This is a genomic window from Ornithinibacter sp. (genome assembly GCF_035443565.1).
GTDB lineage: Bacteria > Actinomycetota > Actinomycetes > Actinomycetales > Dermatophilaceae > Fodinibacter.
Window position 1 is genome coordinate 2,265 of sequence record NZ_DAORSO010000055.1, and the last position, 13,758, is coordinate 16,022.

Consider the following 13,758-nt stretch of genomic DNA (forward strand, 5'->3'; position numbering starts at 1 on the left):
AGCCGGACCTGGGCGACGCCGCCCTCGACCCGGCACGTGAGGGTGCTCGGCATACGGCCACCCTACGGACCACCACCAGATGCCGTGACGGTTGCGTGTGTCGCATCACCATGCGTCGTCCTGACGATCCGGGTCACCTCAGCCGAAGGTCTTGATCGGGGACATCCCGATCGCGGACCTCCGTTCGCGGCTGAGGGAGGTCGTAGGGGTGCTGTCAGGTTTCCTTTCCGCCCGCAAGGAATCCCTTGCTCGGTGCAGGTTCCTCTGACAGCACCCCTCACTCCCCTCTCACAGGAAATCAGCGAGCAGCGCCGCCCCGGTTGCCTCAGGAGACCTGCGCCACCGAGGAGGACGCGTCACGACCGGCCGGGCCACCGGGCCGGATCGACACCCGCCCGGGGTGGTCGCGCCGGTGGATCAGCAGCGAGATGCCGAGGATGGCCAGGCCCAGCACGGCCAGGCCCACCCCGACGACCGAGGGCGCCCGGTAGCCGTAGCCGGCCGCGATGACGAGCCCACCGAGCCAGGCGCCGAGGGCGTTCGCGAGGTTCAGCGCCGCGTGGTTGCTGGCCGCGGCCAGGGTCTGCGCCGACCCCGCGACCTGCATGAGGCGCAGCTGCAGGTTGATGACGAGGACCGACGCGAGCACCGCGGTGAGGGCGAGGACGACCAGGGCCGGCACGGCATACGACGCAACCGCCGCGAACACCCCCAGCGCCACGCCCATCCCGACCAGACCGATGACGATCGAGCGGATGACCGACCAGTCCCCCATGCGACCGGCGACGATGTTGCCGATGAACCCCGAGACGCCGAAGACGAGCAGGAAGAGCGGCACGGCGGATGCCGGCAGGCCCGTCACGTCGGTGACCGTCGGGGCGATGTAGGAGTACATCGCGAACATGCCGCCGAAGCCGACCGCTCCGACCCCGAGGGTGAGCCACACCTGGAGGCTGGTCAGGGCGCTCAGTTCGCTGCGGACGGTGCGGGTGGGGTCGGCGGGAAGGTGCGGCACGGCATACGCGATGAGAGCGACGGTCGCGACGCCGATCACCGCGACCAACACGTACGCGGTGCGCCACCCGTAGGCCTGGCCGAGCCACGTGGCGCCCGGCACGCCGAGGACGTTCGCGATGGGGATGCCGAGCATGACCCGCCCGACGGCGCGGCCGGCCTGGCCGCGCTGGGCGAGGTCGACGGCGACGAGTGCGGCGACCCCGAAGAAGGCACCGTGCGGCAGGCCCGCGAGCAGCCGGGCCCCGACGAGCAGCCCGTAGTCAGGGGCGATGGCCGAGAGCAGGTTGCCGATGGTGAAGGCCACCATCAGCCCGATGAGCAGCGCTTTGCGCGGCCAGGTGGCGCCGAGCACGGCAAGCAGCGGCGCACCGATGACGACGCCCGCGGCGTACGCGGAGATCGTGTGCCCGGCCGTGGGGATATCGACCCCGACGCCGTCGGCGATCTCGGGCAGCAGGCCCATCGTCACGAACTCGGTGGTGCCGATGGCGACGCCACCGAGGATCAGCGCGATGGTGGCCAGGGTGGCGTGACGAGGTTGGGGCACTGGACGTGCAGCGCCCGCGAACGCTGCGGCATTCCCCAAAAACGGCCCCCACCTACGATGGCGGCATGCGCGCAGCCATGGTGACCAGCCTCGACGGACCGGCCGCGGTGGAGGTGCTCGACCTGCCGGACCCCACCGACACCTCGAAGGTGGTCATCGAGGTCGCGGCGGCGGGGGTCTGCTTCCCGGACGTACTGCTGACCCGCGGCCAGTACCAGATCACACCCGACCTGCCGTTCGTGCCGGGCTCCGAGGTGGCCGGGCGGGTGCGGTCGGCACCGGTCGGCAGCGAGTTCACCGAGGGCGATCGGGTGGCCGCGTTCCCGTTCCTCGGGGGCTTCGCCTCGGTCGTGGCCGCTGACCCCGCCATGGTCTTCCCGCTGCCCGACTCGGTGACCTTCGAGGCCGCGGCGGCGCTACCGATGAACTACCTCACCTGCCACTTCGCGCTGCGCGAGCGGGGGCAGCTCGCCGCCGGGGAGACGGTGCTGGTGCACGGCGCCGCTGGCGGAATCGGCACGGCGGCCGTGCAGCTCGCCGCGGCGTGGGGCGCCCGCGTCATCGCGGTGGTCTCCTCGGACGACAAGGCCGACGTGGCTCGGGCCGCCGGCGCGCACGATGTCGTCCTCGCTGACGGTTTCAGGGATGCCGTCGCTGACCTCACGAGCCGGCGCGGCGTCGACCTCGTGGTCGACCCCGTGGGCGGCGACCGCTTCACCGACTCGTTGCGCTCGCTGTCCCCGGGCGGGCGGCTGCTCGTCATCGGCTTCACGGCAGGGTCGATCCCCGAGGTCAAGGTCAACCGACTGCTGCTGGGCAACCTCTCCGTCGTCGGTGTCGGGTGGGGTGCATGGTGGACCGGTCGCGGTGGGCCCGGACCCGCCTACCTGCGCCGCCAGTGGGACGACCTGCTGCCGCTCCTCGAGTCCGGCGCCATCGACCCCGTGATCGGCGAGGTCCGCGAGCTCGATGACGTCGTCGCGGCCCTCACCGCCGTCGACGAGCGCCGGGCGATCGGGAAGATCCTCCTCACCCCCTGACCCCCTGACCCCCTGACTTTCGCCGTGAGTGCGGAAGTGGTCGCCAGGGCCACCACTTCCGCACTCACGACGAAGCGCAGCGGCATCAGCGGGCCGAAACATCACGCTCCCTTAGGACTGACTTGAGGCAGGCGGGCGCCTCAGCAGGACACAGTGGAGACCAGCCGCGATGTGCGCGGTCCGTCGCGGCTGTCATGTTGTGCAGCCCGTGCGACGTCCCTGACCGGAGGTACACGTGTTCGACACCATCGGCGGCATCCCGCTGCACCCGCTCATCGTCCACGCGGTCGTGGTTCTCGTGCCGCTGGCCGCACTGCTTGTGCTCCTCGCGGCCCTATCGCCGCGAATCCGCGCGTGGGCAGGCATCCTCACGCCGATCACGGCCACGATCGCGCTGATCATGGTGCCGTTCGCCACCCAGAGCGGAGAGGCCCTGGAGAAGCGGGTCGCCGAGAGCGCAGCCGTCGAGGAGCACGCCGAACTCGGCGACAGCCTCGTCTTCTTCGTCCTGTTCCTGGCCCTTGCCGCCTGGGCACTGTGGTTCGTCGACCGACGAAGCCGCGCCACGGCACCCGACGGCGCTTCTGGTGGTGGAGCCGCGGGCGGGCGCCCACCCGCGATGCTCGCGGTCATGGTCCTGTGTGTCATCGCGGTGCTCGCGACGACGGTGCAGGTGGTGCGCATCGGGCACAGCGGCGCGTCCTCGGTGTGGGACGGCGTCGGCCAGCAGGTCGTGAGCAGCGGCGGGGACGGCGACTGACCCCCGACGACGTCCGGCAGGTTGGCTGCCCCAGCCACCAAGCTGCCGGACGTTGCGCGAAAGGCGTGGCACGGCATCCGGCCCCCTAGGCTGCCAACCATGGACTTCCGCAACATCTACGCCCAGGGGTTCGCCCGCGTCGCCTCGTGCACCGTGCCCGTGGCGCTGGCCGATGCGGCCACCAACGCCGAGCGGATCATCCAACAGGTCAAGGCCTGCCACGACGACGGCGTCGCGGTGGCCCTGTTCCCCGAACTCAGCCTGTCGGGGTACGCCATCGACGACCTCCTCCTGCAGGACGTCCTGCTGGAGGCCGTGGACGAGGCCGTCGTGACCATCGCCGAGGCGACCGCCAAGTTGCTGCCGCTGGTCGTCGTCGGGGCCCCGGTGCGCCACGGCAACCGGCTGTACAACTGCGGAATCGTCCTCCACCGCGGCGAGATCCTCGGGGTCTCCCCCAAGTCGTTCCTGCCGAACTACCGCGAGTTCTACGAGAAGCGGCACTTCGCCTCGGGCGCCGGTCACCAGGGCGAGTTCCTCGTGCGGCCGCACTGGCCCGGCGCCGACGCCGACGGCGAGATCCCCTTCGGCCCCGACCTGCTGTTCACCGCCGACGACCACCCCGACCTCGCCGTGCACGTCGAGATCTGCGAGGACATGTGGGTGCCGGTGCCACCGAGCCACGAAGCCGCCCTGGCCGGCGCGACCGTGCTGCTCAACCTCTCGGCCTCCCCCATCACGGTGGGACGCGCCGAGGACCGACACCTGCTGGCGCGTTCGGCGAGCGCCCGCTGCCTCGCCGCCTACCTCTACGCCGCCGCGAGCGACGGGGAGTCGACCACCGACCTGTCGTGGGACGGCATGACGATGGTCTACGAGATGGGCGATCTGCTCGGGGAGTCCGACCGGTTCCCCGACGGCCCCCGTCGCACGGTCGTCGACGTCGACCTCGACCGGCTGCGCCAGGAGCGCATCCGCCAGGGCAGCTTCCACGACAACGCCGAGGCGTACGCGGCCGACCAGGGCGGGTTCCGCGTCGTGCCCTTCACGCTGCGTCCGCCTAGCGGCGACCTGGGGTTGCGCCGCGCCGTCGACCGCTTCCCCTTCGTGCCCGACGACGAAGCCCGCCTGGCCCAGGACTGTTACGAGGCCTACAACATCCAGGTCTCCGGGCTCGAGCAGCGGATGCGCGCCATCGGCGGCGGCGACCCGGCCCGGATGCCCAAGATCGTCATCGGCGTCTCGGGCGGGCTCGACTCCACCCACGCGCTGATCGTCGCGGCCAAGGCGTGCGACCGGCTCGGCCTGCCGCGCACCCACATCATCGGCTTCACGATGCCGGGCTTCGCGACGAGCGCTGGCACGAAGAGCAACGCCATCCACCTCATGGAGTCGCTCGAGATCACGTGGGAGGAGCTCGACATCCGCCCCGCGGCGACCCAGATGCTCGAGGACCTCGGCCACCCGTTCGGCCGCGGCGAGGAGGTCTACGACGTCACCTTCGAGAACGTCCAGGCCGGGCTGCGCACCGACTACCTCTTCCGGGCGGCCAACCAGCGCGGCGGCATCGTGCTCGGCACCGGCGACCTGTCGGAGCTGGCGCTCGGCTGGTGCACGTACGGCGTCGGCGACCAGATGTCGCACTACGGGGTCAACGCCGGTGTGCCGAAGACGCTGATGCAGCACCTCATCCGCTGGGTCGTGTCGTCGCAGCAGTTCGAGGGGCCGGTCAACGGCACGCTCCTCGCGATCCTCGACCAGGAGATCAGCCCCGAGCTCGTCCCGGCGAAGGAGGGCGAGCGCATCCAGTCCACCGAGGACTCGGTCGGCCCCTACGCCCTTCAGGACTTCACGCTCTTCCACGTGCTGCGCCGCGGCTACCGCCCGAGCAAGATCGCCTTCCTCGCTGAGCACGCCTGGTCGGATGCCGGGAGCGGGCTGTGGCCGTCGGGGTACCCGGAAGGCGCGCGGCCGGCATACGACCTCGCGACGATCCGCCGCTGGATGAGGACCTTCCACTGGCGCTTCTTCGCCAACCAGTTCAAGCGATCGGCGATCCCGAACGGGCCGAAGGTCGTCTCGGGCGGTTCGCTGTCCCCGCGCGGTGACTGGCGGATGCCGTCGGACGCCGGGTCGGGTCCTTGGCTGGCCGAGCTCGAGGCGAACGTCCCGGAGGCCTAGCTGGCCTCGCCCGCGGTGAGTTCTTCGCGCAGGCGGGGCTCGGTGCGGCGCTCGGGGTGGATGCCGCGCTTGTCGGCGTAGAACTCGCGCACGAAGTCCATGTCGGCGACGACGTCATTCGTGGGCTTGAAGGTCGGGCCGAAACCTGAGGTCTTGCTCGGCCCGTCGACGAACGCGAGCGAGATCGGCAGCCCGGTCGAGCGGGCGATCCGCCAGAACCCCGACTTCCAGTACTCACCCTTGCTGCGGGTGCCCTCGGCGGCGAGGATCAGCAGGAACGGCTCGCCGGTGCGGGCCTGCGCCACGAGCTGGCGGATGACTGCTCCGGGGCTGGAGCGGTCGAGCGGGATGCCGCCGAGCCGGGGCAGCAGCCACCCGAGAGGGCCGCGGAAGATCTCCTGCTTGATGAGCACCCGGGGGGAGACGCCACCGCGCCACATGATGAGCAGCATCATGATGAAGTCCCAGTTGGAGGTGTGCGGGGCACCGACGAGGATGCCGGTTCGCGGCACCTCCCCGACGGCGGTCCAGCCGGCGATGCGCAGCACGAAGGCCGCGAATCGAGCGCGCAGCGTGGTCATCTCAGCTCCTGGTGCCAGCACAACGTCCGGCAGGTTGGCGGTTCGGGGCACCAGTCTGCCGGACGCAAGGCGACCGGTTTCGGGCGACCGACGTCAGGCGAGGGGCGAGCGTCGCCCGGCAACGGCATCCAAGGCATTGCCATCGAGGCGGAAGCGGGTCCACTCGTCCTGCGCGACCGCGCCGATCGACTCGTAGAACCCGATGCTCGGGGTGTTCCAGTCGAGCACCCACCACTCGAGGCGGTGGTAGCCACGCTCGACGCAGATGTCGGCCAGCGTGCGCAGCAGCTCCTGCCCCAGCCCTGAGCCGCGCTGCGCCGGTGTGACGTAGAGGTCTTCGAGCCAGATGCCGTGGGTGCCGGTCCACGTCGAGAACGACAGAAACCAGATGGCGCACCCGACGACCTCACCGTCGACCTCGGCGACGTGGGCGAACGCTGCCGGCTCGTGGCCGTCGGGGAACAGCGCCTGCTCCAGCTGCTCGAGCGTCGCGTCGACCTCGTGCAGGGCCTTCTCGTACTCGGCGAGCTCGCGCACGAGTTGAAGGATCACGGGCACGTCAGCGACGACAGCGGGGCGGACGCGGGAGGAGGCGGGCGGCATGGGGGTCAATCTACGGACCTGCTCGAGTTGATGTTCCCTCACGACATGCAGGGTGCGCGATATGCCGCGCTCCCTGCATGTCACCGACCCTCGCTCTGGGATGCCGGGTCGGTTCATCACGGCCGCAAACCCACCGGCTGATCGTCAGGTCATCACGCCGATCAGGTTCGGCGTGCTGCGGCGATGGCTGCTCCGTAGTGCTCGAGCGACTCCGCCATGTCCTTGACCCGCCGGTTGCGCCCCTCGACGCCGTAGACCTGCTCCGCCAGGAAGGTGCCGTCGATGAGGATCACCCCGAAACCCGCCAAGCGATCCGCGACAGCACGAGCCACGTCCGGACCCTCGGCCTCGAAGGCGATCTCGACCAGTTCGTGCATCCGCACGCGGGCCTCGGTGCGAACCCGGTCGAGGATCACCGCCACGTCAGGGTCGCGGTTGGTGATGAGCAGCAGCAGGAAGAGCCGCAGGAACTCCTGGTGCTCATCGAGCAGCACGGCGACCTCGCGCAGCGACCGTCGCAGCCGGGCACCGGCGTTGCCGCGGGTTCCCTTGATGGTGATGGCGTCGAAGAAGCGACGGGCGCCGCGTTCCATGACGGCGGCGGCGATGGCTGCCTTCGAGTCGAACTGCCAGTAGATCGAGCTCTTCTGGATCCCCGACTCCTTGATGATCGCCGAGATGCTCGCCCCCTCGTAGCCGTGCATCGACATCACCCGGGATGCCGCGTCGAGGATGTACCTGTACTCCCGGGCCCGCGCCGTCACGGTCAACGACTGGTCGCTGCGCATCCTCCAGGAGCTCGGGGTCGCCGAGCGCGTCAAGGAGGACATGGACATCGCCCGCTCGGTGACCTGGAAGACGCACGACGACCACCTCGTGCTGCGCCTCGTGCCGTCCCAAGACGTCCTCGGCCACCCGCCGGCGATGATGATCTACCAGCCCGAGATGGAAGCCGTCATCCGGGAGAACGCCGCCGGGTACGACTCGCTCGACGTGCGTTTCGGGCACTGCTTCACCGGCCTGACCCAGGACGCCGACGGGGTGACGCTCATGGCGACGGATGCCGACGGCATCCCCTACGCACTTCGGGTGCGCCACGTCGTCGGTGCCGACGGAGGCAGCAGCCGGGTACGGGAGAACGTCGGCCTGACGATGGTCGGCGCCACCCGCCCACGACGGTGGATGGTCATCGACGGGGAGGTGCTGCAGCCCTGGCCGGACTGCGACGAGCTCGTCTTCTGGTCCGACCCCGTCCGCCCCGTCGTCGACATCCCGCTGGCCAAGGGCAACCACCGCTGGGAGATCCCCCTCGGCGCGGGCGAGGTGGACGAGGACTACGCCACCGAGGACCACGTCTGGGAGCGGTTGTCGCAGCTCGGCATCAGCCGCCGAGACGCCCGCATCAAGGGGTGGGCGTTCTACAGCCACCACGTGCGGCACGTCGACGCCTGGCGCAGGGGTCGGGTCGTCCTCATCGGTGACGCGGCCCACCTGATGCCACCGTGGGCCGGTCAGGGGATGCAGTCCGGCATCCGTGACGCCCACAACGTCGCGTGGAAGCTGGCCGCCATCTGCCAGGGCCGCGCCGACGAGGCCCTGCTCGACACCGTCGAGTCCGAGCGCCGGCCGCACGTGCAGATGCTCACGACCATGTCGCAGCGGCTCGGCCAGCTCGTCGAGGCCGACAACCCCCTGCTCGTCCGGGTGCGCAACGCCCTCGGGCCCGTGCTGATGCACATGCCCGGCGCGAACCGGATCCTCCTGCCGCGCAGCAGCACCATCCGCTTCCAGCGGGGATGGGTGACCGGGACCCCGGGACGGCGCAACGCACTGGGCCGGATGATCCCGCAGCCGACCGTCTTCGACCGACAGGGCCGCGAGCACCGCTTCGACGACCTCGTCGGGTCCGGCTTCGTCGTGATCGGTGCGGATGCCGACCTCCGCGACTCGATGACCGCTCACCAGGTCGCGGCGTGGGCGGCGCTCGGAGCCCGGTTCGTCACCGTCCGGCGGTCGTTCTCCACCGCCGACGATCCCGACGTCGTCATCGACACCACCGGGTCGCTCACCGACTGGATGAAGCGGTTCCACGCCCGGGTCCTCGTCGTGCGGCCCGACCGCTTCGTCGCCGCCACCGACGCCACCGGGCTCGACGTCCCGGCCCCCCGCGGCAACCTCGACCGCACCACCTCGGCGACGTCGCACGCTCCCGCCCCCTCTCCCACACCCATCCGCGCCTGAACCGCGAAGGACCGCTCATGACCCAGTTGCGCACCACCGACGTCGACCTCGGGCGGTGGATGCTGCGCACCCACCAGGTCGGGGACCCCGCCGACCCGACCATCCTCTGGCTGCACGGGTCCGGCCCCGGCGTCAGCGCCCTGTCGAACTGGGAAGGCGTCCTCGGGCGGCTTCCCGGCTTCCACCACGTGGCCCCCGACCTGCTCGGCTTCGGCGAGTCGAGCCACCCCGACCTGCCCCTCGGGGTGGCGCACTCGGCCGAGGAGCGCGCCAATGCGCTCCTCCAGCTGCTCGACGTGCTTGGCGTCGAGCGCGCTCACCTCGTCGGCAACTCCATGGGCGGCATGATCTCCCTGTTGTTGCTCATCGCCCAGCCGTACCGCTTCGACCGCGCCATCCTGATGGGAAGTGGTGGCGCTCCCATGACCCCCACCCCCGACCTGTTCGCGATGGTGAAGTACTACGACGACCCCTCGCCGGAGGCGATGCTCAGCCTGATCAGGGCGTTCATGGTCGACACCAGCCGCTACGGCGACGCGATCGAGCAGATCGCCGCCGACCGCGCCCGGTACGCCGCCCGGGCCGACATCCGCCGCTCCCACGAACGCACCTTCTCACCCCAGGGGCCACCGCTGGTCTTCACCCCCGAGCAGCTTGCCGGCATCGACCACCAGGTGCTGCTGCTGCACGGCCGCGAGGACCGCATCATCCCCGTGGCCGCCTCGCACCACCTTGCGCAGCACCTGCCCAACGCCCAGCTGCACGTGCTCCCGAACACCGGGCATTGGGTGCAGATCGAGCAGGCCGACCGGTTCGTCGCCCTCGCGGAGCTGTTCCTCGGAGAGGCCACCTCGGCGGCGCGTGCCGAGCAGGACCCCGCAGCATGATCGACGTCTTCGGCTCCGTCCAGCTCGGCTACCTCGTCGTGGAGTCCAACCGCCTGTCCGACTGGCGACGCTTCGGAGCCGACGCCATCGGGCTGCACGTCGACACGCTGACCAGCGACGTCTCCCGCTTCCGGATCGAGGACCACACCTGCCGCTTCCTGCTGCAGCGCGGCCCGGCCGAGGACGTCACGGCCTTCGGCTGGCAGGTCACCAGCCACGAGGTCTTCGACGAGATCCTCTCCCGCGTGACCGCGCGCGGCCTCCCGGTGCGTGAGGGCACCCCGGAGGAGTGCGCCCTGCGCGGCGTCGAACGCCTCTGGCGCTTCGCCGCACCCAAGGGCGGTGTCACCGAGATCTTCACCACGCCCACCCTCACCCCGGAACCGCTGCGGATGACGGCATCCGGCTTCGTCACCGGTGACAGCGGCATGGGGCACGTCGCCATCACCAGCAAGGACGTGCTCGGGGTGCACAGCTACTACGCGACGCTGTTCGACGCGCGACTGTCCGACTTCATCCTCGAGCGGATCGGCCCGATGAAGCTGCGCATCCGGTTCCTGCGAGTCAACCAGCGGCACCACTCCGTGGCCATCGCGAACGTCCGGCAGGTGTCGGCCGACCCCATCCGAACCCGGATCCAGCACGCCAACATCCAGGTCGCGACCCTGGACGACATGGTCGCCTCCTTCGAGCGCGTCACTGCCGAGGGGTTCCGGATGATGTGGTCGATCGGCCAGCACACCAACGACCGCGAGCTGTCGTACTACTGCCGCACCCCGTCCGGCTTCGAGCTGGAGGTCGGCTGGAACCCCGTGCTGGTGACTCCCGAGCTGGAGTCCACCTGGGAGCCGACCACCTACCCCGGCATCTCGACCTGGGGCCACACCCCGGTCGGCGAGGACGTCGTCCACAAGCTGACCATGTTCCGCCACGCCGTCACCTCCCTGACCCACGCCGAGGCCACGGTGCCCCAGGCCCGGCATCCCGAAGCACTGCCCGTGTCCGTCCACTAGTCGCGGCCGCACGCCGACGGTGACGTTGGATGCCGTCCGGCGGCGTCCTCGTCGTCGGCGACGTCGGGGGGCGGGACTACGTTGAGTTCATGGAGATCACGATCGTCGAGGGCGACATCACCGCCCAGGACGTCGACGCAGTCGTCAACGCCGCCAATCGCGCAATGCGCGGTGGTGGCGGCGTGGATGGAGCCATCCACCGTGCCGGTGGGCCAGCCGTCCTGGAGGACTGCCGCAGACGGTTCCCGGCAGGGCTCGCTACGGGCGATGCCGGTTGGACGACGGCAGGCTTGATGCCGGCGCGGTGGGTCATCCATGTGGTCGGTCCGAACTACAACCGCGGCGAGCGCGACCGCACTCTGCTGACCTCCTGCTACCAGCGGGCGCTCGCGGTGGCCGACGAGCTCGGTGCACGGACGATCGCCTTCCCCCTGGTCAGCGCCGGCAGCTATGGCTGGCCGAAGTCCGACGCGATCGACGCAGCCCTGGAGGTCTTTCGATCAGCGCAGACCCAGGTGGCCGAGGCGCGGATGGTGGCGTTCGACCGTGCGTCGTATGCCGCGATTGAGGACGCACTTCGGCGGGGATGACCCCGCCAGGTGGATCGTCGCTGCGCGGCGCTGGTCAGTGGGGTCGGGCGGCGGTGCGCAGCACCGCGGTCAGCGCCGCGAGGTCCCCGGCCGCGGCGTGAGCCGCACCGACGTCGAGGCGGGCTCCGGCCGCGATCGCCGGCCCGGCCACCCGCACCGCGCGGGCGATGCCCGGGCCGTGGGTGACACCGCAGGCTGCCACGAGCCGGTCACCGACCACGGAGAGCACGAGGAGGCCGCCCGGCACGTCGAGCACCTCCTCGCGCGCGCCTGCCGGGGCGACACCCATTGACTGCACGGTCGCGTCGTACTGGTCGGACCACCACCACGGCACGTCGGTGAAGGCATCGTCCTGGCCGAGCACCGTGTGGGCGGCCACCTCACCCTGGCGTCCGGCCGCCGTGAACGACTCGAGCCGGATGCCGTGTGCCTCACCCGGGTGCCGCGTGCGCACCGCATCACCCGCGGCGAACACGTGGGGATGTGACGTGCGTCCCGTGGGGTCGATGAGGATGCCGTCGTCGACCGCCAGCCCAGCGGCCCGCGCCAGCCCATCACGCGGGACGATGCCGATGCCGGCCACCACCGCGTCGGCCGGCACGACGGTTCCGTCGGCCAGCCGGACACCGGTGACGGCACCGTCCGGCGAGCGCAGCACGGCATCCGGCGCCACACCCGTGCGCACGACCACCCCGTGTGCCTCGTGAAGGGCGCACAGCCACCCGGCCACCGCCGCGGGGACGCCTCGCGCGAGCACCCGGTCTGCGGCCTCGAGGACCACGACGTCCACCCCGCGGGTCGCTGCGGCGGCCGCCACCTCGAGCCCGATGACGCCTCCGCCGACGATGACCAGGCGGCTCGCGTGGTCCAGCGCCTGGGAGAGCGCCGCGGCGTCCGTGGTGTCACGGAGGTAGTGCACGCCCTCGCCGTCAGCCCCCGGCAGGGCGAGACGCCGGGGCTGCGCCCCCGTCGCGAGGATCACCGACTCGAAGGGGACCACGTCACCGGATGCCGTGACGAGCCGCCTCGCGTCGGGGTCCAGGCTGGCGACCGTCGTGTTGGTGCGCACCTCGATGCGCTCGCGCCACGGATCCCCCGCGGGCCACACCTCGGGCACCGTCGCGCCCGGGAGCAGCAGCACGTCCTTGGACAGCACCGTGCGGTCGTACGGGGACCGGTCCTCTGCGGTGAGAAGAATGACGTGCCGCCCTGCGGCCGCGAGGGCGCGCGCCGCGGCACCGGCCGCGGGACCGCCGCCCACGACGACGGCATCCGGTCGGTGGGAGCTCATCGGATGCTGCTGCGCCGGCTCATGCGCCCTTGGTCGCCGTGCACAGGAACACACCGAACTCGCGGTCGCCCTTGAGGATCGTCGTGGCGTCAACGAAGGCGACGTCGGCGAATCCTGCGTGTGCCAGCTGCTTAGCGAGGCGGTCCCTGTCGAATCCATGATGGCCGTCGAAGTCGACCTTCTCGGCGTGGAAGGCGCCCTCGGGATCCTCGTCAAGGTCCGCGATGGCCACATGACCACCGGTCACCAAGAGGCCCGCCAGGGACCGCAGCAGCGCATCGAGGTCCTGCACGTGGTGCAGCGCCATCGAGCTCCAGGCCACGTCATAGGTGCCATCAAGAGAGTCCGTCGTGAGGTCTGCCCGCACAGCGCGAAGTCGGTCACCGAGCCCAGCCGCATCGATCCGCTCCTGTGCCACCTGCACCATTCCTGCGGAGGGATCGGTCACGACAACGGAACCCACCCTGTCGGAGAGCAGGATGCTGAGGCGACCGGTGCCACCGCCGATGTCCAGCGCACGCATCCCGGGGTTGAGGCTGACCGCGCGTGCGATGGCCTGTGCCACGGCGACCTGCCGCTCCTCGTGGCCGGGGGCGTCGTCCCATGTGGCGGCCTCGTCATCGAACCGCTTGTGTTCGTGCATGCAGTCGACCCTAGTCCCGACGCCACCGGCCGAGAATCATGCACTGAGCCGGGAGGAGAACCTGGCCTGTTTGGGCTATGGACGCTCGCGCCACCTCCTCACTAGCGTGTGCCTCGCTGGCGTGGCCGTGAAGGCCGCGTCCAAAGGTCAAGGAGGACTCGTGTTCGGTCGATTCCTGCTCACCACTTTGATGATGGTCGCGTCGGCAACAATTGCCGCACCGGTCGCGAGCGCCGGGCCAGCGGTGAACAAGTGTCCAGCTGCAGGTGGCGTCAAAGTGCTTGCGGCTGAGAGCCCCGCAACCATCGCGGTGGAGCAATAGTCAAGACCTGTGGATCGGCGTGTCACGCGACTTGTTGATCGC

13 protein-coding genes are annotated in these 13,758 nt (G+C 70.6%); 7 read left to right on the plus strand and 6 right to left on the minus strand.

Going from position 1 to position 13,758, the window contains the following annotated elements:
- Positions 1-325 precede the first annotated feature (325 nt).
- Positions 326-1,564 carry an MFS transporter gene (locus tag PLL68_RS07850; protein ID WP_324533218.1) on the minus strand — a complete coding sequence of 413 codons (1,239 nt, stop codon included), beginning with the start codon at positions 1,562-1,564 and terminating at the stop codon, positions 326-328.
- Positions 1,565-1,629: 65 nt separating this feature from the next.
- Here PLL68_RS07850 and PLL68_RS07855 point away from each other — a divergent pair, with 65 nt between their 5' ends.
- The 3 genes from PLL68_RS07855 to PLL68_RS07865 all read left to right on the plus strand — a co-directional run bounded on the left by PLL68_RS07855 (position 1,630) and on the right by PLL68_RS07865 (position 5,545).
- On the plus strand, positions 1,630-2,604 hold the full coding sequence (locus PLL68_RS07855; protein WP_324533219.1) for an NADPH:quinone oxidoreductase family protein: 975 nt from the start codon (positions 1,630-1,632) through the stop codon (positions 2,602-2,604).
- Positions 2,605-2,839: 235 nt separating this feature from the next.
- Positions 2,840-3,364, plus strand: coding sequence for a DUF2231 domain-containing protein (locus PLL68_RS07860; RefSeq protein WP_324533220.1), 525 nt, complete (start codon positions 2,840-2,842; stop codon positions 3,362-3,364).
- A gap of 99 nt (positions 3,365-3,463) precedes the next feature.
- On the plus strand, positions 3,464-5,545 hold the full coding sequence (locus tag PLL68_RS07865) for an NAD(+) synthase (RefSeq protein ID WP_324533221.1): 2,082 nt from the start codon (positions 3,464-3,466) through the stop codon (positions 5,543-5,545).
- Here the strand turns inward: PLL68_RS07865 and PLL68_RS07870 are convergent.
- The 3 genes from PLL68_RS07870 to PLL68_RS07880 form a co-directional block, all read right to left on the minus strand.
- Complete coding sequence (locus PLL68_RS07870; protein ID WP_324533222.1) at positions 5,542-6,126, minus strand: 1-acyl-sn-glycerol-3-phosphate acyltransferase; 585 nt, start codon at positions 6,124-6,126, stop codon at positions 5,542-5,544. The genes PLL68_RS07865 and PLL68_RS07870 overlap by 4 nt on opposite strands.
- A gap of 93 nt (positions 6,127-6,219) precedes the next feature.
- The gene (locus PLL68_RS07875; RefSeq protein WP_324533223.1) at positions 6,220-6,729 is read right to left on the minus strand and encodes a GNAT family N-acetyltransferase; all 510 of its coding nucleotides are present in this window, start codon (positions 6,727-6,729) and stop codon (positions 6,220-6,222) included.
- A gap of 161 nt (positions 6,730-6,890) precedes the next feature.
- Positions 6,891-7,493, minus strand: a complete 603-nt coding sequence (locus PLL68_RS07880) for a TetR/AcrR family transcriptional regulator (RefSeq protein ID WP_324533230.1) — start codon at positions 7,491-7,493, stop codon at positions 6,891-6,893.
- Here PLL68_RS07880 and PLL68_RS07885 point away from each other — a divergent pair.
- From PLL68_RS07885 to PLL68_RS07900, 4 genes are all read left to right on the plus strand, one after another.
- The gene (locus PLL68_RS07885; protein WP_324533224.1) at positions 7,462-8,970 is read left to right on the plus strand and encodes an FAD-dependent monooxygenase; all 1,509 of its coding nucleotides are present in this window, start codon (positions 7,462-7,464) and stop codon (positions 8,968-8,970) included. The two genes, PLL68_RS07880 and PLL68_RS07885, sit on opposite strands and share 32 nt — an antisense overlap.
- A 17-nt stretch (positions 8,971-8,987) precedes the next feature.
- Positions 8,988-9,857 (plus strand): alpha/beta fold hydrolase, encoded by an 870-nt coding sequence (locus PLL68_RS07890; protein ID WP_324533225.1) that lies wholly within the window; start codon positions 8,988-8,990, stop codon positions 9,855-9,857.
- The gene (locus tag PLL68_RS07895; protein ID WP_324533226.1) at positions 9,854-10,870 is read left to right on the plus strand and encodes a VOC family protein; all 1,017 of its coding nucleotides are present in this window, start codon (positions 9,854-9,856) and stop codon (positions 10,868-10,870) included. The genes PLL68_RS07890 and PLL68_RS07895 overlap by 4 nt, the downstream gene beginning before the upstream one ends.
- Positions 10,871-10,959: 89 nt before the next feature.
- Positions 10,960-11,460 (plus strand): O-acetyl-ADP-ribose deacetylase, encoded by a 501-nt coding sequence (locus tag PLL68_RS07900; protein WP_486657257.1) that lies wholly within the window; start codon positions 10,960-10,962, stop codon positions 11,458-11,460.
- A gap of 34 nt (positions 11,461-11,494) precedes the next feature.
- On the opposite strand, the gene PLL68_RS07905 is transcribed toward PLL68_RS07900, so the two are convergent.
- Positions 11,495-12,751 (minus strand): NAD(P)/FAD-dependent oxidoreductase, encoded by a 1,257-nt coding sequence (locus tag PLL68_RS07905; RefSeq protein ID WP_324533228.1) that lies wholly within the window; start codon positions 12,749-12,751, stop codon positions 11,495-11,497.
- A 19-nt stretch (positions 12,752-12,770) separates the two neighbouring features.
- A complete protein-coding gene (locus PLL68_RS07910; protein WP_324533229.1) occupies positions 12,771-13,394 on the minus strand; it encodes a class I SAM-dependent methyltransferase in 624 nt (207 codons plus the stop codon).
- Between the last annotated feature and the right edge of the window lie 364 nt (positions 13,395-13,758).